Origin of the sequence: Spirillospora sp. CA-142024, assembly GCF_050942325.1 — a bacterium.
Taxonomy (GTDB): domain Bacteria; phylum Actinomycetota; class Actinomycetes; order Streptosporangiales; family Streptosporangiaceae; genus Spirillospora.
In genome coordinates, this window is the sequence record NZ_CP192077.1 from 5346411 (window position 1) to 5367572 (window position 21162).

General features: G+C 71.2%; 21 protein-coding genes. 8 read left to right on the plus strand and 13 right to left on the minus strand.

Annotation, left to right across the window (positions count from 1 at the left end):
• Positions 1 to 21: 21 nt before the first annotated feature.
• From ACQPZP_RS25695 to ACQPZP_RS25735, 9 genes are all read right to left on the minus strand, one after another.
• On the minus strand, positions 22 to 603 hold the full coding sequence (locus ACQPZP_RS25695; RefSeq protein WP_433472271.1) for a nuclear transport factor 2 family protein: 582 nt from the start codon (positions 601 to 603) through the stop codon (positions 22 to 24).
• Positions 600 to 1784: an acyl-CoA dehydrogenase family protein gene (locus tag ACQPZP_RS25700; protein WP_433472272.1), complete on the minus strand. Its 1185-nt coding sequence runs from the start codon at positions 1782 to 1784 to the stop codon at positions 600 to 602. The genes ACQPZP_RS25695 and ACQPZP_RS25700 overlap by 4 nt, the downstream gene beginning before the upstream one ends.
• A 43-nt stretch (positions 1785 to 1827) precedes the next feature.
• A complete protein-coding gene (locus ACQPZP_RS25705) occupies positions 1828 to 2946 on the minus strand; it encodes an acyl-CoA dehydrogenase family protein (protein ID WP_433472273.1) in 1119 nt (372 codons plus the stop codon).
• 26 nt (positions 2947 to 2972) lie between these two features.
• Complete coding sequence (locus ACQPZP_RS25710) at positions 2973 to 3767, minus strand: enoyl-CoA hydratase/isomerase family protein (protein ID WP_433472274.1); 795 nt, start codon at positions 3765 to 3767, stop codon at positions 2973 to 2975.
• Between the two features lie 11 nt (positions 3768 to 3778).
• On the minus strand, positions 3779 to 4534 hold the full coding sequence (locus tag ACQPZP_RS25715; RefSeq protein WP_433472275.1) for a glucose 1-dehydrogenase: 756 nt from the start codon (positions 4532 to 4534) through the stop codon (positions 3779 to 3781).
• Between the two features lie 25 nt (positions 4535 to 4559).
• The gene (locus ACQPZP_RS25720; RefSeq protein WP_433472276.1) at positions 4560 to 4985 is read right to left on the minus strand and encodes a Zn-ribbon domain-containing OB-fold protein; all 426 of its coding nucleotides are present in this window, start codon (positions 4983 to 4985) and stop codon (positions 4560 to 4562) included.
• Positions 4986 to 5059: 74 nt separating this feature from the next.
• A complete protein-coding gene (locus ACQPZP_RS25725; protein WP_433472277.1) occupies positions 5060 to 6217 on the minus strand; it encodes a thiolase family protein in 1158 nt (385 codons plus the stop codon).
• A gap of 31 nt (positions 6218 to 6248) precedes the next feature.
• Entirely contained in the window at positions 6249 to 7799 is a 1551-nt protein-coding gene (locus ACQPZP_RS25730) for an AMP-binding protein (protein WP_433472278.1), read from the minus strand.
• Between the two features lie 122 nt (positions 7800 to 7921).
• Complete coding sequence (locus ACQPZP_RS25735) at positions 7922 to 8815, minus strand: crotonase/enoyl-CoA hydratase family protein (RefSeq protein ID WP_433472279.1); 894 nt, start codon at positions 8813 to 8815, stop codon at positions 7922 to 7924.
• Positions 8816 to 8911: 96 nt separating this feature from the next.
• Here ACQPZP_RS25735 and ACQPZP_RS25740 point away from each other — a divergent pair, with 96 nt between their 5' ends.
• The 4 genes from ACQPZP_RS25740 to ACQPZP_RS25755 all read left to right on the plus strand — a co-directional run bounded on the left by ACQPZP_RS25740 (position 8912) and on the right by ACQPZP_RS25755 (position 13095).
• A complete protein-coding gene (locus ACQPZP_RS25740; protein ID WP_433472280.1) occupies positions 8912 to 9682 on the plus strand; it encodes an enoyl-CoA hydratase/isomerase family protein in 771 nt (256 codons plus the stop codon).
• 82 nt (positions 9683 to 9764) lie between these two features.
• A complete protein-coding gene (locus ACQPZP_RS25745; protein WP_433472281.1) occupies positions 9765 to 10883 on the plus strand; it encodes an acyl-CoA dehydrogenase family protein in 1119 nt (372 codons plus the stop codon).
• A 95-nt stretch (positions 10884 to 10978) separates the two neighbouring features.
• Entirely contained in the window at positions 10979 to 12217 is a 1239-nt protein-coding gene (locus tag ACQPZP_RS25750; RefSeq protein WP_433472282.1) for an acyl-CoA dehydrogenase family protein, read from the plus strand.
• Positions 12218 to 12273: 56 nt separating this feature from the next.
• Complete coding sequence (locus tag ACQPZP_RS25755) at positions 12274 to 13095, plus strand: enoyl-CoA hydratase/isomerase family protein (RefSeq protein WP_433472283.1); 822 nt, start codon at positions 12274 to 12276, stop codon at positions 13093 to 13095.
• A gap of 39 nt (positions 13096 to 13134) precedes the next feature.
• On the opposite strand, the gene ACQPZP_RS25760 is transcribed toward ACQPZP_RS25755, so the two are convergent.
• Complete coding sequence (locus tag ACQPZP_RS25760; RefSeq protein ID WP_433472284.1) at positions 13135 to 13947, minus strand: FadR/GntR family transcriptional regulator; 813 nt, start codon at positions 13945 to 13947, stop codon at positions 13135 to 13137.
• 269 nt (positions 13948 to 14216) lie between these two features.
• On the opposite strand from ACQPZP_RS25760, the gene ACQPZP_RS25765 reads away from it, so the two are divergent.
• Genes ACQPZP_RS25765 through ACQPZP_RS25780 form a run of 4 tightly spaced genes read left to right on the plus strand, consistent with a single transcriptional unit; the run spans position 14217 to position 18302 of the window.
• Positions 14217 to 14666: a Zn-ribbon domain-containing OB-fold protein gene (locus ACQPZP_RS25765; RefSeq protein WP_433472285.1), complete on the plus strand. Its 450-nt coding sequence runs from the start codon at positions 14217 to 14219 to the stop codon at positions 14664 to 14666.
• Positions 14666 to 15811, plus strand: a complete 1146-nt coding sequence (locus ACQPZP_RS25770; RefSeq protein ID WP_433472286.1) for a thiolase family protein — start codon at positions 14666 to 14668, stop codon at positions 15809 to 15811. Before ACQPZP_RS25765 ends, ACQPZP_RS25770 begins: the two co-directional genes overlap by 1 nt.
• Positions 15812 to 15852: 41 nt before the next feature.
• Positions 15853 to 17169, plus strand: coding sequence for an acyl-CoA dehydrogenase family protein (locus ACQPZP_RS25775; RefSeq protein WP_433472287.1), 1317 nt, complete (start codon positions 15853 to 15855; stop codon positions 17167 to 17169).
• Positions 17166 to 18302, plus strand: a complete 1137-nt coding sequence (locus ACQPZP_RS25780) for an acyl-CoA dehydrogenase family protein (protein WP_433472288.1) — start codon at positions 17166 to 17168, stop codon at positions 18300 to 18302. The genes ACQPZP_RS25775 and ACQPZP_RS25780 overlap by 4 nt, the downstream gene beginning before the upstream one ends.
• 179 nt (positions 18303 to 18481) lie before the next feature.
• Here ACQPZP_RS25780 and ACQPZP_RS25785 read toward each other — a convergent pair whose 3' ends face one another.
• From ACQPZP_RS25785 to ACQPZP_RS25795, 3 genes are all read right to left on the minus strand, one after another.
• Complete coding sequence (locus ACQPZP_RS25785; RefSeq protein WP_433472289.1) at positions 18482 to 19189, minus strand: hypothetical protein; 708 nt, start codon at positions 19187 to 19189, stop codon at positions 18482 to 18484.
• A complete protein-coding gene (locus ACQPZP_RS25790; protein ID WP_433472290.1) occupies positions 19186 to 20487 on the minus strand; it encodes a phenylacetate--CoA ligase family protein in 1302 nt (433 codons plus the stop codon). The genes ACQPZP_RS25785 and ACQPZP_RS25790 overlap by 4 nt, the downstream gene beginning before the upstream one ends.
• Positions 20488 to 20558: 71 nt before the next feature.
• Positions 20559 to 21083: a DoxX family protein gene (locus ACQPZP_RS25795; protein WP_433472291.1), complete on the minus strand. Its 525-nt coding sequence runs from the start codon at positions 21081 to 21083 to the stop codon at positions 20559 to 20561.
• Positions 21084 to 21162: the final 79 nt, after the last annotated feature.

The window sequence follows — 21162 nt, forward strand, 5'->3', positions numbered from 1 at the left end:
CTTAGATGGTGAATGCACCGCTCACGGCCGTCCCGTGAGCCCCTCGACCGCCGGGTCGCCGTCCCAGAAGAGCGCCCAGGACGGGAATCCGGCGGGCAGCGGAGGCTCGGCGGCCCCGTCCCAGCCGGTGAACCCCACCGCCTGGGGACGTTCGGTCACGTCGGCGGCGTACCAGTGCTTCTCCCTGCGCCGGGAGAAGTACCACTCGCCGTCGATCCGGACGTAGTCGTCCAGGTAACAGATCGCCATCACGATCCACCGGTCGCCGACCTCGTGCTCGGCCCGGCAGTAGACGGCGCCCGTGGCGTGGTCGCGATCGGTGAACTCGATGCGGTGCCCGCAGATCTGGTGCACCGAGCGGTAGAAACCGCGGACGAGGGGCTCGATGTACGCGCGCAGCGCCGCCCTGCCGGTCCCCCGCCGGCCCATGTCCACGTCCGGGCGGAAACAGGCGACCCACGCGTCCAGATCCCTGGAGTCGACCGCGATCGCATAGCGGATGGGCAGCTGCCCGATGGCCTGATGCGACTCGATCCGGGCGAGCCGCTCCAGGAGACCGGGCCCGGCGGGGGACGGCGCGGACCCCGATCCGACCTCGTTCACACCGGTCTCGGGTCTCTCGGGAGCCCGAGCACCTGCTCACCGATGATGTTGCGCTGCACCTCGCTCGCTCCGCCGTAGATGGTCTCGGCGAGCGAGATCAGGAACGTGCGCTGCCGCGTGTCCAGGCCGTATCCGTCCCCGACGATCTGCCCGGACGCACCTGCGATCTCCATCGCCAGATGCCCGAGCCGCTGGTGGTTGGTCGAGGCGTACAGCTTGGCCGTCGTCGCCTGCGGGCCCGGAGTACGCCCCCGCAGCAGCTCGGACACCGTGCGCAGGTTGGTGGTGCGCATGATCCGCACCGACATCCACGCGTCCAGCAGCGAGCGCCGATGCATCGGATCGGTCAGCGCCCCGCGCTCGCGGGCGAGCTCCAGCAGCGCGTCCATCTCGCGCTCGTAGGTGAGCTGCAGCGGCAGGAGCGTGGCGCCCCGCTCGATGCCGAGCGTGCCCATCGCGGTCCGCCAGCCCTGGCCCACCTCGCCGACGACCATGTCGGCCCGTGTCCGGGCGTCGGTGAAGAAGACCTCCGCGAACTCGTCCTGCCCGGCCAGCGAGCGGATGGGACGGACCTCGACGCCCGGCTGGTCGGCCGGGATCAGCAGCATGCTGAGACCCTTGCTCCGCTTCGAGTCGGGGTCGGTCCGGCACAGGACGTACAACCAGTCGGCGTGCGTGCCGAAGGTGGTCCACACCTTCTGACCGCTCACGACCCAATCGTCCCCGTCCAGCTCGGCACGGGTGCGCACGGACGCCAGGTCCGATCCCGCACCGGGCTCGCTGAACCCCTGGCCCCACAGTTCCTCGACGGCCAGGATGCGCGGGATGAAACGCCGCCGCTGCTCCTCACTGCCCATCGCGAGCAGCATGGGGCCGAGCAGGTCGAGGGCGCTGCCGGTGGCCCGGTAGGGGGCCCCGGACCGCGCGTACTCGTACTCGAAGACGATCTCTTCCAGCAGGCCCAGACCGCGCCCGCCGTACTCCCGCGGCCAGCCGACGCCCAGCCAGCCCCCGGCCGCCAGCTCCCGGTCCCAGGCGAGCCGGACCTCCCACGCCTCACCGTCAGTGGGGCCTCCCACACCGCGGTGCGCGGCGAACTCGCCGACCAGGTGCTCGGCCAGCCAGGTACGCACCTCCTCGCGGAAGTCCTCGACCTCCGCGCCGAACCGCAACTCCATCATCGATTCCTCCTCTGGACCGCACCGGACCCCGCTTGCCACGCGGTCACAGCCCCAGCGCCGTGGCCAGGAGCTCGCGGTGGTGGGCGGGCGAGCCGAGGAGCGTCTCGGCGCTCTTCGCCCGCTTGAAGTACAGGTGTGCCGGGTGCTCCCAGGTGAAGCCGATGGCACCGTGGACCTGGATGCTGCCGCCCGCCACCCGCGTGAAGACCTCCGAGCAGTAGACCTGGGCCAGGGCCGCCGCGACGCGGATCTCCTGCTCGTCGGACGACTGGAGGGCCCACAGTCCGCCGTACGCGGCCGAACGGGCCGACTCCAGCTCGGTCAGAAGGTCGGCGCACAGGTGCTTGATGCCCTGGAACGAGCCGATCGGGCGGCCGTACTGCACCCTGACCTTGGCGTACTCGACCGCCGTCGCGAGTGTGGCCGCCGCGCCGCCGACCTGTTCGGCGGCCAGCAGGATCCCCGCCGTGGCGAGAGTGCGCTCGACCACCGGCCAGGCCGTCCCGGCCTGTCCGATGAGCCGCGCGGGCGTGCCGGCGAACTCCAGCCGGGCCTGCTCGCGGGTCTGGTCCAGGGTCGGCAGCCGGGTCCTGGTGAGGCCGGGCGCGGCGGCGTCGACCGCGAAAAGGCTGATGCCGTCCTCACCGCGCGCGACGACCAGGAGCAGGTCGGCGAGATGGCCGTCCGGCACGTACGTCTTGAGACCCGACAGCGCCCACCCGTCATCGGCCCGCGCAGCGGTGAGGCGGACGCCGTCCTCGGTCCAGTGTCCGTCCTCCTCGGTCAGCGCGAGGGTCGCGACGGTGGTCCCGGAGCAGATCCCCGGGAGCAGGTCCTTGGCGGCCAGGTCGTCACCGCTGCGCAGCAGCGCCTCGGCGGCCAGGGCGACCGAGGCGAAGTACGGTGCGCACAGCAGCGCCCGGCCCATCTCCTCGAAGACGATCCCGAGTTCGGCGTACCCGAAGCCCGCGCCGCCGTACTCCTCCGGGACGGCGAGCCCCTGGAGCCCGAGCTCGCCGGCCATGCGCCCCCACACCTGGGGGTCATAGCCCTGCCCGCCTTCGGAGATCCGGCGTACGTCGGCCTCCGCCGAATGCGCCGCGAGGAAGGAGCGCACGACCTCGCGCAGTTCCTCCTGCTCCTCGCTGAAGCTGAAGTCCATGGTCATCTTCCTTGTCTCGGCGCCGGTCACCGGCCCTGGAACTCGGGCTCCCGCCGTTCCCGGAACGCCTTCAGGCCCTCCTCGCGGTCGAGCGTGGTGAACAGCGCCGTCACGGTCTCCCGCTCGTACGCGATCGCAGGCCCCAGGTCCATCGCGAGGCCGCGATCCACGAGATGCTTGCCCGCCTCCAGGGCGCGCGGCGCGCCGGCCGCCAGCCGGCCGGCGAGTTCCAGCGCAGCGTCGAGCGCGCCACCGCGTTCGGCGAGTTCGTTGACCAGCCCCACCTCGTGGGCCCTCTCGGCGGTGATGGGCTCACCGGTGAGGATCATCTGCTTGGCGATCGCGGGCGGCGCGAGCCTGGGAAGGCGCTGGGTGCCCGCCGCTCCGGGCAGGACGCCGAGTTTCATCTCCGGCACGCCGAGCCGGGCGCCTGCCTCCGCGACCCGCAGATCGCAGGCCAGGGCCAGTTCGAGCCCGCCGCCGAAGGCGAACCCGTGGACGGCGGCCACCGACGGCTTGGGGTACGCCTCCAGCAGGCCGAACACGTCGGTCGTCCGGTGGACGAACGCACGGAAGTCGTAGGGGCCGGCGCAGCCCTCGATCTCGTCCAGGTCCGCCCCGGCCGAGAAGGCGCGTCCCGAGCCGGCGATGACAAGCGCGCGGACGTCGTGTTCGCCGCGCAGCCGGCGCAGTTCGGACTCCAGCCCGTCCAGCAGGGGCGTCCCGATGGCGTTGAGCTTGCCGGGGCGGTTCAGCGTGAGGACGGCGACGCGGCCTCGCACCTCGGTGGTCAGGAACTCGGTGGTGAGCGTCTCGGTCATGCGGGCGTTCCTCACAGCATCGTCAGGCCGCCGCTGACCGACAGCGTCTGGCCGGTCATGTAGGCGGCGGCGTCCGTCGCGAGGAACGCCACGACCCCCGCGATCTCGGCGGGCTCGGCGGAGCGGCGAAGCGGGATCGCGCGGATCGTCGCGTCGTACATCTTCCGGCTGTAGTCGGCGACCTGCCCGAGCAGAGCGGTGTCGGTCGGGCCGGGGCAGACGGTGTTGACCGTGACGCCGTGCCGGGCGACCTCGCGGGCCAGCGCCTTGCCGAAGGCGATCACACCGCCCTTGGTGGCGGAATAGACGACCTCGCCGGACGAACCGACCCGGCCCGCGTCGGACGCGATGTGGATGATCTTCCCGCCGCCGCGAGCGATCATTCCGTCGAGGACGGCGCGGGTCACGGTGATGGTGCCGCGGAGGTTGACCGAGATGATCCGGTCCCATTCCTCCTCGGTGCTGTCCACGAAGCTCTTCACCACGTCCACGGCCGCGTTGTTGACGAGGACGTCGACCGGCCCGAACTCGTCCATGACGGCGCTCACGGCGGAACGGACGGCGGCCCCGTCAGAGATGTCGGCGGCGACGCCGAAGGCGCGGACGCCGTGCCGCCCGGCCACCGCGGCGGCGCTCTTCCCGGCGGCGCCCGCGTCGACGTCGCACACCGCGACGGCCGCGCCGCGGGCCGCGAGCGCGTCGGCGATCGAGGCCCCGATGCCGCGGCCGCCGCCGGTCACCATCGCGACCCTGCCCTGCAATTCCACACCTTCTCCTGACTGTCGATACAGTCTAATGATTCGACTGTATTTGAGGGTCGGAGTGATCCTCCGGGACGAAGCACGGCAACGTGATGATGTCGTCGAGCGCGCGGAAGGAGACCCGCACCCGGGTTCCGATCGCCACCGAGTGCGGCTCCACGTCCACGATGTGGGAGAGCAGCGTTCCGCCGCCGTCGAGGTCGATCACCGCCAGGGCGAAGGGCACCTCGAAGCCAGGGCCGGGCGCCCGGTGCACGACCGTCACGCAGTAGACGCTCCCGCGCCCGCTGGACGGCTCGTAGCTCCAGTTCTCCGACATGCAGCCCGGGCAGACGGGCTCGGGAACGAAGAAGCGCTCCCCGCAGTCGGCGCAGCGCGGTATCCGCAGCTCTCCCCGGCGGGTCCCCTCCCAGAAGGGCCGGGTGAGCTCCGTCGGCACGGGCAGCGGCCGGCTCATCGGGCCCTGCCTTTCTGGGGGGCGGCCCCCAGACCCCCGGGCCTGGAGGCCCGAAGATCCTCGCTTCGCTGCGGTCATCGGGCCTCCCCCAGCACGGCCATCTCGTAGTGCTGCGCACCCGAGCCCGCGTTGCCGACCACCGCGAGCCGCGCGTCCTCGATCTGGTGCACCGCCGTACCGCGCAGTTGCCGGACGGCCTCCACGACCTTGAGCGTCATCTGCTGGGTTCCGTTCCAGGCGTAGGACAGGCAGCCGCCGTCCGGGTTCACCGGATGCTTGCCGTCCAGGGCGATGGCCCCGCTCTCCGCGAGCGGTCCGCCCTCCCCCTCCGCGCAGACTCCGAGGGCCTCCAGCTGGCGGATGATCTCGAAGGAGTTGGGGTCGTACAGGGAGAAGACGTCGATGTCGTGCGCGTCGACCCCGGCCGTCCCGTAGGCGCGGGTCGAGGCGTACCGGCCGATCTGCCCGACCTCCCGGTAGAGGGCCGGGTTGGCGTAGGCCGCCTGGTGGTACTCCATCCCCCCGCCCAGCACGGCCACCGGGGTGCACGGAAGGTCCCTGGCGCGCTCGGCGGTGGTCACCACGAACGCCGCGCCGCCCTCGCCGACGATGCAGCAGTCGAGGAGGTGGAACGGGGTGGCGACCATGCGGGAGGCGAGCACGTCCTCGGCGGTGTAGGGCCCCTTCCCGTGCATCATCGCCTCGGGGTTGGACGAGCCGTTGTTGCGGATCGTGGCCGCCACCTCGGCGAGCTGGCGGGAGGTGGTGCCGTACTCGTGCATGTGCCGCGCGGCGACCAGGGCGAACTGCGCGACGACGTAGGAGCCCCAGACGTCGGTGAACTCCAGGGGCGCGCCGGCGCCTACGGGCGCGTTCTCCGGACCGCGCGACACCAGGCGGCAGCCACCCACCGCGACGGTGTCGGCATGGCCCGCCGTGACGGCCGCGGCCGCCTTCAGCAACCCGCGGGCACCGGCGTTGTCCAGCATGGAGTCGCTGGTCCAGCGCAGGTCCCGGCCGAACAGGCGGGCCCAGGAGCTGCCCTCGCCCGCGACGCCGCCGGGGCCCGGCCAGTCGAGCTGGACGCCGTCGACGTCCGCCGGGGCCAGTCCGGCATCGGAGATCGCCCCGCGCACCGCCTCCAGCGCCAGATCCATCGCGGTCCGGTGCGGCAGCGACAGTGCCTGCTCCGTGGCGTGAACGCCGACCACCACGGCCTGCCGCGGCGTCACACCGCCTCCCCGGTGCCGGGCATGAGACTCATCAGCGGCCCGCCCCGAGAGTGTCGGCGCCGGGGTAGCCGCCGCCGCCGAAGCGCACGTCCAGCGCGTCGTAGTCCTTGGCACCCGCGGCCGTACGGGGAAGCGCGTCGAGGAACTCGACGGTCTTGGGCTTCTTGTACGAGGCGATGCGCTCCCGGCAGTGCCCGATCAGATCGTCGGCTCCCGTCCCGGCGCCGTCGTGGAGGACCACGACGGCCTTGACGTCCTGCGCCCAGCGCTCGTTCGGGACACCGATCACCGCCGCCTCGCGCACCGCCGGATGCGACTCCAGGCAGTTCTCCACCTCGGCGGGGAAGATGTTCTCGGCCGCGGATTTGAGCATCCGGGTCGTGGTGCCGAGGAAGCTGATCGTGCCGTCACTCTCTCTTCGGCCGAGGTCGGTGGTGTGCCACCAGCCGTGCCGGAAGCGCTCGGCGTTGATCTCGGGACGGTTCCAGTACCCCAGGTGCACCAGATCCCCGCGCACGCAGATCTCCCCGGCCTCGCCGGCCGGGCACTCCCGGCCGTCGCGGTCCAGGATCCGGACCATCGCGAACGGGCCCGGCCGGCCCGCGTTCCCGGTGCCGGCTCCCCCGAACGCCGACGTGACGGGGAGCCCGGTCACCTCGGTCTGCCCGTAGACGCGGCCCTCGCCGCCGCCGTTGCGGGTGAAGCGACTGGTGTCGGTGGTCGCCATTCCCTGCCACAGCTGCGGGGCGATGCTGGCCCGCAGGAACGAAAGGTCGTGCCCGGCCTCCTTGTTGAGCTCCACAAGGCGGGCGATGGTCGGCGGCATGAGGTAGGCGTGCGTGCACCGCTCACGGACGAGCAGCGGGAGCAGCTGTTCGGGCTCGGCACGGCGTACCACGACGTTCTTGCCGCCGTGGACGAACACCGGCATTCCCCAAATCTGGTAGTTGCCGATGTGGAACATCGGCCCGGCATTCAGGAAGGCCGCCTCCTGGCCGATGTCGCCCATCCACGCGGAGTTGGCGCCCATCGCCAGCAGGTTGCGGTGCGAGAGCATCGACCCGCACTGCCGGCCGCTGATGGCCGCCGTGTAGATGACCATCAGCGCGGTATCGGGATCGACCTCCAGGCCGGGGTCCTCCTCGGCACCGGACGCGAGGAAGGACTCGTACCCGTCGTCGCCGTCACCGTCATGGCGCAGCCACAGTGCCGTACCGCCGGCCACCTCGGCGCGCGCTTTCTCGACGGTCTCGCCGATCTCCTCCTGCTGCCAGACGATCACCTTCGGATCGAAGTCCTCGATCGCGAAGACCATCTCCGGCACCGCCCAGCGCCAGTAACCGGGGCAGACCATGGCGCCGATCTTGGCCGCGGCGCCCAGCAGCTCATAGACGCGGAACGAGTTCTGGCCGAGCCACAGGATCCGGTCTCCCGCCCGCACGCCCGCGCCGGTGAGCGCGTTGGCCAGCCGGTCGGTCCGGGTGTCGAGTTCGGACCAGGTGAGACGCAGGTCGCCGTCGACGAGCGCGTCGGCGCCGGCGAAGGAACGGCGATGCTCGCGGATCACATCACCGAAGGTCATGCGACGGATCGTGGTCACAGGCACTCCTGTACGGGCGAGGGCGGGCTCAATGGGCGATAACCGCTTGAATAGTATAACTATTTAGCTGAAATAGCCATAGTCGACCGGGGTGGCGCCGATCGTCAGGGACGGCGCTCGCGGCCCTCGTCCAGCGGCCGGAACTCCTCTTCCTCCCACCACGGATAGATCGGCGGCATGTCGGAGCTGACCCGCCCCGGGAAGTCCGGCGGGCGCTTGGCCAGGAAGGACTCGATGCCCTCGACCGGATCCGGGCCGCCGCCGATCTGGCTCATGATCCGGGAGTCGAGCCGGTGCGCCGTCATGGGATGAGGCTCACCGAGCATCCGCCACATCATCTGGCGGGCGAGCGCGACCGACACCGGCGCCGTGTTGTCGGCTATCTCACGGGCGATCCCGCGAGCGGCGGGCAGCAGTTCGTCCGGCTCGTGCACGGACAGGACCAGACCGGCGGCGTGCGCCTCTCCGGCGCCGAACAGCCGCCCGGTGGCCACCCACTCCATCGCACGCTGCACCCCCACCGCTCTCGGCAGGAACCAGCTGGACGCCGATTCGGGGACGATCCCGCGGCGGGCGAAGACGAACCCGAAGCGCGCCGTCTCCGAGGCGACCCGGATGTCCATCGGCAGGGTCATGCTCGCCCCCACGCCAACCGCGGGGCCGTTGATCGCGGCGATCACCGGCTTCGTCGACGCGTACAGGCGCAGGGCCAGCCGGCCGCCGACGTCCCGGTGCCAGGCGCCCGTCTCGCGATGGTCGAAGGAACCGCCCCCCGCGCTCACGTCGGCGCCCGCGCAGAAGGCCCGTCCCGCACCGGTGACGATCACGGCGCGCACCTCGTCCTCGCGGTCCGCCTCGTCGAGCACGGCGAGGAGGTCGTCCATCATGCGCGGCGTGAAGGCGTTCAGCCGGTCGGGACGATGGAGCGTGACCGTCAGGACATGGTCCGTCACGTCGGTCAGCAGCGTCCGGTACTCCCGCCGGGCTCCTCCGGTCACGGCCACCCCTCCATCGCGGACATCGAACTTTTTCGTATATTTAGTTAGACCATTCAACTAGGATGACCTTTGACGAGCAACCCATGTGGAGGTCCGATGTACGGCCTGTCCCCCGACCTGGCGGTGACCGCCCACGGGCCGATCCGGCTGGTGGAGCTGAACCGTCCCGACCAGCTGAACTCGGCGAGCGAGGGCATGCACACCGCGCTCGCCGAGGTTTGGGACCGCATCGCTGCCGACTCCGGGGCCCGCGCCGTCGTGCTCACCGGGCGCGGGCGCGCCTTCAGCGCCGGCGGCAACTTCGAGGTGATGACCCGGGTTCAGCGCGACGCGGCGTTCCGGGACCAGAACGTCAACGAGGCCCGCCGGATCGTCACCGGAATGGTGCGCTGCCCCCTGCCCGTGGTCGCGGCCGTCAACGGCCCCGCGGTCGGGCTGGGCTGCAGCCTCGCCCTCCTCAGCGACCTCGTGCTCATCGCGGAGGGCGCCCACCTGGCCGACCCGCACGTCCAGGTGGGCCTTGTCGCGGGCGACGGCGGGGCGCTGGTGCTGCCGCTGATCGTAGGGCTGGCCCGCGCGAAGGAACTGCTCTTCCTCGGCCGCAAGGTCGATGCCGAGGACGCCGTCCGGCTGGGGCTCGCCAACTCGGTCGTCCCCAAGGACGCGGTACTGGAGGAGGCCATGAAGTTCGCGCGGCGCCTGGCGGAACTGCCCGTCCAGGCGCTGCGCGATACCAAGCGAGCCGTGAACCTCCATCTGGAGCAGGCGATGTCGGGCGTCCAGGAGGCCGCGCTGCTCGCCGAACGGGAGAGCATGCACTCCCGTGATCACGTCGAGATCGTCCAGAAGCTCCTGTCCAAGGGCTGATCCGGCACGTTCTGGAGCCTGCCCCCAGTGCTCGCCCGATTCGCCGTCACACCGCGGCACACCGATCGCATCAGGAGTGGAAATGGACTTCGCCTTCGACGAGGCCCAGGAGGAGCTGCGCCGGACGGTGCGCGCGTTCCTTGAGGCCACGGCGCCGGAATCCGAGATGCGCCGCGTCATGGAGACCGAGGCCGGGCACGACCCCGCGCTGTGGAAGCGGATGGGAGCCGAACTCGGCCTGCAGGGGCTCGCGGTGCCGGAGCGCCACGGCGGTGCGGGCGCCGGTCCCGTCGAGGTCGGGCTGGTCATGGAGGAGATGGGGCGCGCCCTGCTGTGCGCGCCGTACCTGGCCTCCGCGGTGCAGGCCACGACCGCGCTGCTGCACAGCGACGATGAGGAGGCTCGCTCGGAACTCCTCCCCGCCCTGGCCGCCGGGGAGCGCGTCGGGACGCTGGCGCTGACCGAGGATTCGGCGCGGTGGGACCGCCAAGGCGTCACGCTGGCGGCCCGCCCCTGCCAGGACGGCGGCTGGCTGCTCGACGGGCACAAGACCTTCGTCCTCGACGGCGCGCAGGCCGGCATCGTCCTGACCGTGGCACGGACCGCCGACGAGATCGGCGTCTTCCGGGTGGACGGTGACGCCACCGGGCTCACTCGCACCGTCCTGCCCACGCTCGACCCCACACGGCGGCAGGCCCGCCTTGAGTACCAGGGCGTCCGGGCGCATCGGTTGCGCACCCGGGGCGACGCATGGGAACTCGTCGAGCTGGTTCTGCGCCACAGCGCCGCGGCCTTGGCGGCCGAGCAGGTCGGCGTGGCCTCCCGGGCGCTGGACATGGCGGTGGAGTACGCGAAGGTGCGGCATCAGTTCGGCCGGGCGATCGGTTCCTTCCAGGCCGTCAAGCATCTCCTGGCCGATGTGCTCCTGGAGGTCGAGTCCGCCAGGGCGGCGGCCTACGCCGCTCTGCTGGCCGCGCAGAACGGCGATCCGGACCTGCCCGCGGCGGCGAGCCTCGCCAAGGCGTTCTGCTCGGACGCGTGCGTGAAGGCCACCCAGGACAACATCCAGGTCCACGGCGGCATCGGGTTCACCTGGGAGCATCCCGCGCACCTGTACTTCAAGCGCGCGAAGACTTCGCAACTCCTGCTGGGCGACTCCGCCTACCACCGGGAGCTGCTGGCACAGGCGATCGGCCTGTGACGCGGCGTCACGTCCAGGAACCCGCGCTCGATCGAGTTCACTGGCGACTATCTAGTACAATCATTTAACTACTAACGTGGTGAGGAGAGGGCTCCGTGGACATCAGCTACCCGCCCGAGGCCGAGGCGTTCCGGGCGGAGGTCAAGGGCTTCCTCGCCGAGCGCCTTCCGGCGGACTGGCCCGGAATCGGAGCACTGGACGAGGAGGCCGCGTGGGAGTTCGCCCGGAGATGGCGTGAACTGCTCGCCGGACGCGGATACCTGTCGATCGCCTGGCCGGAGGAGTACGGGGGCCGCGGCCTTTCGAAACTGCACCAGGTCGTGCTGATGGAGGAACTGGCCCGCGCCGGCGTCCCCTTCGGCCTGCCGCAGGACACCTTCGGTCTCAAGATGCTGGCGAACACGCTGCTGCGCTGGGGCACGGAGGAGCAGAAGAAGCACTTCCTGCCCCGAATCCTGAGCGGCGAGGACACATGGTGCCAGGGCTACTCGGAACCGGACGCCGGATCCGACCTGGCCTCGCTGACCACCCGCGCCGACCTGGACAAGGGGGACGGTGAGGCGTGTGGGGAGTGGGTCATCAACGGGCAGAAGGTGTGGACCTCCGGAGCCCACCACAGCGACTGGATCTTCGTCCTGGCCCGGACCGACCAGGCGGCTCCCAAGCACCGCGGCATCTCGTTCCTCCTGGTGCCGCTGGACCAGCCTGGCGTGGAGGTGCGGCCGTTCCGGATGGCCGGCGGGCAGATGCACTTCAACGAGGTGTTCTTCACCGGGGCGCGCACCCGGGCCGACCTCGTCGTCGGAGGAGCCGGCAACGGCTGGACGGTGGCCCAGAGTCTGCTCGGGGTCGAACGCGGCGAGGAGGCCGCCACCAACCCCATCCTCTTCAAGGCCGAGCTCGAACGACTGCTCGAGCTGGCGCGGACGTACGGCAGGGACCGCGATCCCGTGATCCGCCAGCGCATCGCCTGGTGCTGGTCGAAGGTGGAGATCATGCGCCATCTCGGCCACCGGATCCTGACCGGATGGCTCAAGGGCGCCGAGCCCGGCCCCGAGTCGTCCATCGCCAAGCTCTACTGGAGCGAGTACCACCTCCAGGTCACCGACCTGGCCATGGACATCATGGGCATGCACGCCCAGGTGCCCACCGGCCGGCCACCGCTGCGGACCTACCGCACCGACGATCCCGGCGCCGCGAACTCCTCCGGCTCCTGGGCGGCCACGTACCTGATCGCCCGCTCCGGGACGATCTACGCCGGCACCTCCCAGGTGCAGCGCAACATCCTCGCCGAGAAGGTGCTCGGCCTGCCCCGCGAGCCGCGTCCGGCCTAGAAGGCCCTCGGGGCACAGGCCCGCACACCGACCGTTCCGCCTGAATTGGAGATGCCATGACCGACCTTTACGACGGGTTCGGCTCGCTGAAGTTCGACCGTCCCGCCGCCGGCGTGCTGCGGCTCGTCCTGGACGCCCCCAACCTCAACGCCGTGGGCCCGCGGATGCACCGCGAACTGGCCGACGTGTGGCCGGTCATCGACCGTGACGCCGAGACGCGCGCCGTCGTGGTCCAGGGCGCCGGCAAGGCGTTCTCCGCCGGAGGCACCTTCGACTCCATCGGGGCGATGGTCGAGGACTACGCGGTGCGCGTCCGGGTGATGCGGGAGGCCCGCGACATGGTCTACGGCGTGCTGAACTGCGCCAAGCCGGTGGTGTCGGCCATTCACGGGCCCGCGGTCGGAGCCGGGCTGGTGATCGGCATGATGGCGGACATCTCCATCGCCGGCCGCACCGCGAAGATCGTCGACGGGCACACCCGGCTGGGCGTCGCCGCGGGCGACCATGCCGCCATCTGCTGGCCTCTGCTGTGCGGCATGGCCAAGGCCAAGTACTACCTGCTGACCTGCGAGGCGCTCACGGGTGAGGAGGCCGAGCGGATCGGTCTGGTGTCCAAATGCGTCGACGACGGCGGCGAGCAGGACGAGGCCCTGCGCGTGGCCACCGGCCTCGCCGCGGGCTCGGTCAGCGCCATCAGCTGGACCAAGCGTTCCCTCAACCACTGGTACCGCTCCGCCTCCCCGATCTTCGAGGCCTCCCTCGGCCTCGAGTTCCTCGGGTTCGGCGGGCCGGAGGTCCTGGAGGGCGTGGCCTCGCACAGGGAGAAGCGCCGTCCCGACTTCGAGGCGGTGGGGCGGAAGAACCCGCTCGACCTCTGAGCGAATGGGACGGCGCGTGCGCGACGGAGGACGACGCGGTCAGTCGATGAGTTCGAGGAGGGTCTTGGGCCCGGCGGAATTGACCACGTCGTCGGCCGCGGTGATGTGGCGATGCCACAGCTTGGCCGCCTCCTCGGCCTTGCCGGCCTCGATCAGGTTCACCAGCCGCACATGCGCCCGGTGCCCCTTGCGCGCCTGCGCCGTGTGCTCGGGGTCGGAGCCCTCCGCGGCGACATGCGCCGCGTTCGCGCGGTCCACGATGTACCTCAGCATCCCGGCCAGAAGGATCAGGGTCTGGTTCCCGGTCAGCTCCACCAGGAGCCCGTGGAACCGGTCCTGCGCCTCCACCAGGGCGTCCGGATCCTCCAGCACGGCCTTCTCCGCGTCCAGCGCCTCCCGCAGCCGGGCGACGGCGCCCGCAGGCGGCTTCTGCGCCAGCGCACGCACGCACGCCGGTTCGATGATCGCGCTCGCCCCGAACACGTCGCCCAGCGATGTGTGGCGGTACTCCAGGATCAGTCCCGCGTACCGTGCCGCCACCTCGGGATCGGGAGCGCTCACACGCGCCCCGCCGTGCACGCCGCGGCGCACCGTGATCAGCGACTCGGACTCCAGCACCCGGAACGCCTCACGCAGGGTGGGGCGCGACACCCCGAACTGCTCCATCAGCGCCGACTCCGACGGCAGGACGTCGTCCACCGCCAGCTCGCCACGGATGATCTGACGACGCAACGCGCTCGCCACGAGTTCCGCCGTCTTGGGCACCCGGACCCGGCGGCCCACTCGCGCACGCCCCGCGGCGGGCACGGCGGAGACCTCCGTCGATGGAACGGCCCGCGCTACCTCAGCCACTTCTGACACCCCTCCGGACGCCTTGCAAGAACAGTCAGATGATTTCAACTAGCGCAACAAGAGTATCAGGATCCCCCTTTGTGCGGCGGCTTCCGTCAAGACCCCGGCATTGTGATCCAGGCCACTCCGGCCGCCCCTCCCGGCCCCCTCGGGCCACCATCGTCGCCAAGAACACAAAAAGGCTAACTAATTTACATATCTAGCTCTTTCTGGATACGCTGCGGACGGGATGACATCGCCGGGCCCGGCCCGGAACGAAGGAGTCGTCGATGACGAAGACCAAGGCCAAGCCGGTCGCCGAGGAGCTCTTCACCTGGCCCTCCGACGACCCGGGACTCATCGGCTCGCAGTGTGCCGGCTGCGGGCTGGTCGCCTTCCCCGCGGCCGGCCAGTGCGCGCGCTGCGGCAGCGAGGAGACCGCCCGCCGGACGCTGTCGAACGAGGGGACGCTGTGGACGTTCACGACCCAGGGGTTCCGCCCGCCGTCACCGCCCTATGACGGCAACGACACCGCCGAGACCTTCCGGTCGTACACGGTCGGCTACATCGAACTGCCGGACGGTGTCCTGGTGGAGGCCCGGCTGACCGAACCCGACCCCGCGGCCCTGACCATCGGGCAGCCGATGCGCATGGTGGTCGTCCCCTACAGCGTCGCCGACGACGGCACGCAGATCCTGACGTTCGCGTTCGCGCCGGCCGGCGCCGCTGAGGAGGCGTGATGGAAGCGGTCATCATCGGCGTCGGGCTGCACCCGTTCGGGCGCTTCCCCGGGAAGTCGGCCATGGACATGGGCGCCGAGGCCGTCCGGCTCGCACTGGCGGACGCGGGCGTCACGTGGCCCCAGATCCAGGGCGGCTTCATCGGCAGCCTGGAGGTGTCCAACCCCGACGCCATCGTCGGCCGGCTCGGCCTGACGGGCATCCCCCTGCGCGGCGTGTTCAACGGCTGCGCGACGGCCGGCACCGCGGTCTCGATGGCCGCCAGGGCCATCGAGACCGGCGAGCACGATCTCGCCATCGCCATCGGCATGGACAAGCATCCGCGCGGCGCGTTCGCGGCGGACCCCTCGGTCGCGGGCCTGCCCGACTGGTACGGGCAGACCGGCATGTTCCTCACGACCCATTTCTTCGGCATGAAGATCAACCGCTACATGCACGATCACGCCATCACCGAGCGGACGCTGGCCCGGGTCGCCGCCAAGAACTTCCGCAACGCCGCCGGCAACGAGAAGGCGTGGCGGCGCACGCCGCTGACCGTGGATGAGATCCTCGCGTCCCCGATGCTGAACCACCCGCTCCGGCAGTACATGTACTGCGGCCCGGACGAAGGCGCGGCGGCCGTCGTGCTGTGCCGCGCGGACCGGGCGCACAAGTACACGTCCACCCCTGTGCGCGTCCGGGCGAGCGTCCTGCGCAGCCGGAGGCTGGGGGCCTTCGAGGTGCAGAGCCCGGCGATGCCCGCCGGAGAGCACGCGCCGAGCCCGAGCGTGGACGCCTCCCAGGCGGCCTACGAGGCGGCGGGGATCGGCCCCGAGGACGTCCAGATCGCGCAGCTCCAGGACACCGACGCCGGCTCCGAGATCATCCACATGGCCGAGAACGGGCTGTGCAAGGACGGCGAGCAGGAGCTCCTCATCGCCGAGGGGGCGACCGAGCCCGGAGGGCGGCTCCCGGTCAACACCGACGGCGGCCTGATCGGCAACGGCGAGCCCATCGGCGCGTCCGGCCTCCGCCAGATCCACGAGATCGTGCACCAGCTGCGCGGCACCGCGGGAGCACGGCAGGTCCCGGGCTCGCCTCGGGTCGGCTACACGCACCTGTACGGGGCGCCCGGCGTCTCCGCCGTCACCATCCTGTCCACCTGACCCGGCCCACGCGGCCGGCGAAACGTCCAAGGAGCACACCGATGGCCCACGAAACCGCCGGCGGCGTCGGCGACCTGCCGGCGTTCACCGCCGAGGTCCGCGCCTTCCTCGACGCCCACGCCGCGGCCGGGGGCGAGGGAGCGGGCAGAGGAGAGGGCAAGGCGTCCGCCTGGGGTACGGGCGACGATCGGGTGGCCTACTTCAGCTCGGATCCGCCCGAGGTGGAGAAGCGCAAGATCCAGGAGGCGCGGGACTGGCAGCGCACGCGCTACGAGAACGGCTTCGGCTGGATCACCGGTCCCGGTGAGTACGGCGGCCGGGGGCTGACCCCGGTGCACGAGATGGTCTACAACGCCGTCGAGGCGGAGTACGGCGTGCCGGACACCGGCGTCCTCAGCGTCGTCGGCCTGGGCATGATCGGGCCGACGATCCTCGCCCACGCCCGGCCGCACGTGAAGGACCGCTGGCTACCCGAGATGTACCGGGGCGATGCCATCGCCTGCCAGCTGTTCAGCGAGCCCGAGGCGGGGTCCGACCTGGCGAGCGTGCAGACCCGCGCGGTCCGCGACGGGGACACGTGGGTCGTCGGCGGCCAGAAGGTGTGGACGTCGGTGGCGCACCACAGCCGGATCGGCCTGGCACTGACCCGCACCGATCCCGACGCCCCCAAGCACAAGGGCATCACCGCGTTCCTGGTCGACATGACCCTTCCGGGTGTCGAGGTGCGTCCGCTCCGCCAGATGACCGGCGGATCCGACTTCAACGAGGTGTTCCTCAACGAGGTCCGGGTTCCGGACGATCACAGGCTGGGCGAGGTGAACGGCGGCTGGACGGTGGCGCTCACCACGCTGATGAACGAGCGCGCCACCGTCGGCGGCGACGACGGCGGGCCGGCCGCCGGGGCGCTGTCACCGGAACGGCTGGCCGCGGTGATGCGGGCCACGTGGACGCTGGACGACCACGGGGTCCGGGGACGGGTGGCCGAGCTGCTGGCGGACGTGATGGCCACCGACCACCTCAACGCACGGGCGAGGCGGAGTATGCGGGCCGGTGTGACGCCCGGCCCGGAGATGTCGGTGTCCAAGCTGATGTACGCCCAGAACCTCACCCGCGCCGCGCATCTGGTCACCGACGTGTTCGGCCCGCGCGCCATCGCGGACTCGGGCGAGTGGGGCACCTACGCGTGGTCGGAGCTGCTGCTCGCCACGCCCGCCCTGCGCATCCTCGGAGGGACCGAAGAGATCATGAAGAACATCCTCGCCGAGCGTGTGCTCGGCCTGCCCAGGGAACCGGGGATCGACACCAGGTCGCCGTTCCGTGAGCTGCGCCGTTCCGGGTCCGGGAAGGAGACGGCATGAGCGAGGTCGCCGAACTCTCCGAGACCGAGCTGGACGAGCTGCGATCCGCCGTGCGGTCCTTCCTCGACGCCAAGTCGCCGGAGGAGGCCGTCCGCAAGGCGATGGAGAGCGAGCCCAGGTACGACCCACAGGTGTGGGCGCAGATGGCGGAGCAGCTCCGCCTGCCAGGGCTCGCGATCCCCGAGGAGTACGGCGGGGACGGCTTCGGCCACGTCGCACTGGGCGCGGTACTGGAGGAGATGGGCCGGGCCCTGGTCTGCTCGCCGTTCTTCGCGACCGTGGTGCTCGCCGCGCAGGCGCTGCTCGCCTCGGGCGACGCCGACGCGTGCGCCCGCCACCTCCCGGGGATCGCGGCGGGGACGACGACGGCCGCCCTCGCGGTCGCGGAACGGACCGGCGCCTGGGACCCGGTGCAGATCACCACGAAGGCCGTCCGGCGGAGCGAGGACGCCGCCGGAGGGTGGGAGCTGACCGGGACGAAGTCCTTCGTGATCGACGGCACGTCGGCCGACCTGCTGCTGGTGATCGCGCGCACCACGGCGGGGCCGTCCCTCTTCACCGTCGACCGCGACGCCCCGGGTCTCACCGCGGAGCCGATGGAGACGCTGGACGCGACCAGGGCCATGGCACGGCTGCGCATGGACCGCACGCCCGCCCTCCTGGCGGGCGCCGACGGCGCGGGTGGGCGGCTGATGGCACGCATCCTCGACTTCGCCGCCGTGGGACTGGCCGCCGAGCAGGCCGGCGGCGCGGCACGGTGCCTGGAGAGCAGCACCGCCTACGCGGGCACCCGTGTCCAGTTCGGCCGCCTCATCGGCAGCTTCCAGGCGGTCAAGCACAAGTGCGCGGACATGCTGGTCCAGGTGGAGCTGGCACAGGCCGCCGCGCGGGAGGCGGCGCGGCTCGCCGACCTGGAGGACGCGGGGTTCGCCGCGGCGGCCGCCGCCGCCCACCTGACGTGCTCCCGTGCGTACCTGGCCGCCGCGACGGAGAACATCCACGTCCACGGCGGCATCGGATTCACCTGGGAGCACCCGGCGCACCTGTACTTCCGCCGGGCCAAGTCCGCACAGCTGCTGTTCGGGGGGCCGTCCGCGTCCCACGAGCGGCTCCTGGAGCGGCTCGGGATCTGATCTTCCGGACGCCACCCGGTACGGCCCGCCGCGCTTGCGGCGGGCCGTACCGGTTCAGTCTGAGCGGTGCCGATCGGGCCGGATTCAGCGGAGTGCTCATGCCGCCGACCGGAAACGACGTGGCCCCGGACGGTGCTTCCGCATCGTCCGGGGCCAGGCCATGCCTGCTCACGGACCGCTCAGCCGAGGACTACACGGGGGTCGTCGCTGCCACAGGCGCAGCGCTCGGTGAGGACGCGGCCCGCCGTGTCCAGGACGATCTCGTCCAGGCCGGTGGCGCGCTTCTCCCTGACGGCGGCCACGGCGAGGACGCCGTCCCGTTCCGACACGTGCCATTCCGATCGGTTGACGTGGGCGCCCGAGCGCTCGGCGCACTCGATCGCCAGTGCCGGCCCCAGCGGAGCGATGATCCCCGCTCGCACGCCGGCCGCGCGCAGCCGCTCGGCCGCTCCGGGACGGACCAGGATGACCGGCGTGTCGCGGAAGAGATCGCCGATCATGACCTGGCCGCTCAGCGCCTCAAGGGTGTCGGTCGAGAGTCCGAGCACCGCGTGCAGGTCCAGCTCGCGATGGAAGACCCTGGTGCGCGCGTGGTCCCACCCCATCGCCTCCGCCGTCCCGTAGGTCGCCCCGAGGTTGCGCAGCGCCTCGATGACCGGCTGGAACCAGGCTCCCTCGTGACCCGAGAAGCTCACCAGGGCACAGTGGCCGCGTTCAAGGCCCAGCGCCTGCAGCCGCTCCTGCGTCCAGGCGGCGTCCCGGGCGAGGTCGTCCCAGGTGACCTCGTACTCCGCGACGCCGTCCGGCCGCTTGACGGGGACGAGGTACGCGGTGGGCGGGTGATCGAGCATGCAGGCGCGGGCGAGCGTGTCCCTGCGCACCATCACTGCTTCACCACCCTCGGGAACTTCGCCACGCTCCGCACGGTCGACATCAGCTCCTCCTCGGTATGCAGTTCCAGATCCGGCTCCACACCGGTCCGCTTGCCGATGCCCTCGCGGAGGCGCTCGGCCAGGTCACCGGTGTCCGCGGTGGCGGACGGGTCGTACCCGACCCGGACGTGCAGCCGCTCCACCTCGCGCGAAGACCGGACGATCTGGAAGACCCCGGCCGCCGTCTCCGGCTCCGCCTCCACGGCCTGCCACACATCGCGCAGGACCACGGGCCTTCCCTGGACCACGGTCTCGTCGCCGCGCCTGCCGGCCACCCACATGCGCGCGTGCGTGCGCCCGCAGGCGCAACCGTTCCGGGTGAGGCGCACCAGGTCCTCGCTGCGGTACCTGATGAGCGGCGCGGCCCGGTTGTCGAGGTCGGTGGCGACCAGCTCGCCCATCGCACCGTCGTCCACCGGCTCGTGGGTCGAAGGGTCCAGGCACTCGGCGAAGACCGTGTCCTCCCACAGGTGGAAGCCGTCGTGCTCGCGGCATTCCCAGGCGGTACCGGTGTCGGCCGCGCTCGTGTACTCGAAGAGCTCGATGCCCCACTCGTCCTGCACCTTCCGCCGCATCCGCGGGCTGATCGGCTGCCCTGCGCACGCGGCCCCCTTCAGGGACGAGAAGATCTCCTTCAGGTCGTGCTCGTGCTCCAGGTGCTCCAGTTCGACGAGCTGCGGGTACATGAGCTGGATGTACGCCGGCCGGTAGCGCCGGACCACCTCCAGCGTCTCCGGCATGCGCCCGAACCAGGTGTCGGCCGAGATCACCACCGCCCCGAGGGCGTGGTAGCCGTAGTCCATGAGGTTCCGGAAGGTTCCCGGCGGGCTGAGCACCCGGTCCCCCGGCCTCAGGCCCAGCTCCCACAGGTCCCGCAGCTGGGCGGTGACCAGGGGCGGGGCTCCGTCCCAGATCTCCGCGAAGAACTCCGGATCTCCCGTCGTCCCGGAACTGGACGTGATCGAGGTCAGCGCGGAGGGCGCCACGCACAGCAATCCCCCGTACGAGTCACCGGAGCGCGCCCGGTACTCGCGCAACATGTCCTTGCTGAAGGAGGGGATCCGCTCCTGGAAATCCTCCAGGGTCTTGATGTCGCGCGGATGCACGCCGTGGGAGTCCCACAGCTCCCGGTAGAAGGACGAGTTCTCGTAGGCGGCGGGCAGCAGCTCCAGGATCCGCCGTTCCTGCACTTCCCGGAGCGCTTCCCGAGGCATCGTCTCCACCTCGGGCTCGAGGTATCTGTCATCCGGCATGTGCCCTCCTCGTCCTTGGGGCATCATCCCCAGAATCACACAAATCAGTCAACTGATTCAGCTGAATAATCTCAGCTATCAGCACCCGTGGCCGCCCCCTCGCCCGCCGGACGCCATGTCGCGGCGAGCAGGACCAGCGCGCCCAGCACCCCCGCACCGCCGGCGGTCAGCGCTCCGGCACCCGCGTCCAGGACGCGGTCGAGCCCGAGCACCCGGTCGAGGGAGATCCGCCCAGGGCCGAGCAGGGCGAGGGCCACATTGACCACGGCGAGGACGAGCACGTACTCGTATCCGTCCTTGAACACGAAGAATCCGTTCCCGCGGTGGGCCGCCACCCCCGCGACCACCATCGTCCCGACCACGAACGCGCAGGCGAACGACGTGAGGAGCCCGAGAACCAGGGCGGCGCCCGCCGCCATCTCACCGGCGCCGCTCAGCAACGCGTGCAGTTTCGGGGGGCGCATCCCCATCGATCCGAACCAGCGGGCCGTTCCGGCCAGGCCGCCTCCTCCCCACAGGTGGTTGTAGCCATGGGCCGCCATGGTCGCCCCCACGACCACGCGCACCAGCAGAGCCGCCGCGTCCACCGACGTCATGCGCCATCACCTCGCCCTTCACACGTTCACTCGGGGAGCTTAACGCTAGCAAGTTTTATTTATATAGCTATATTGAGGA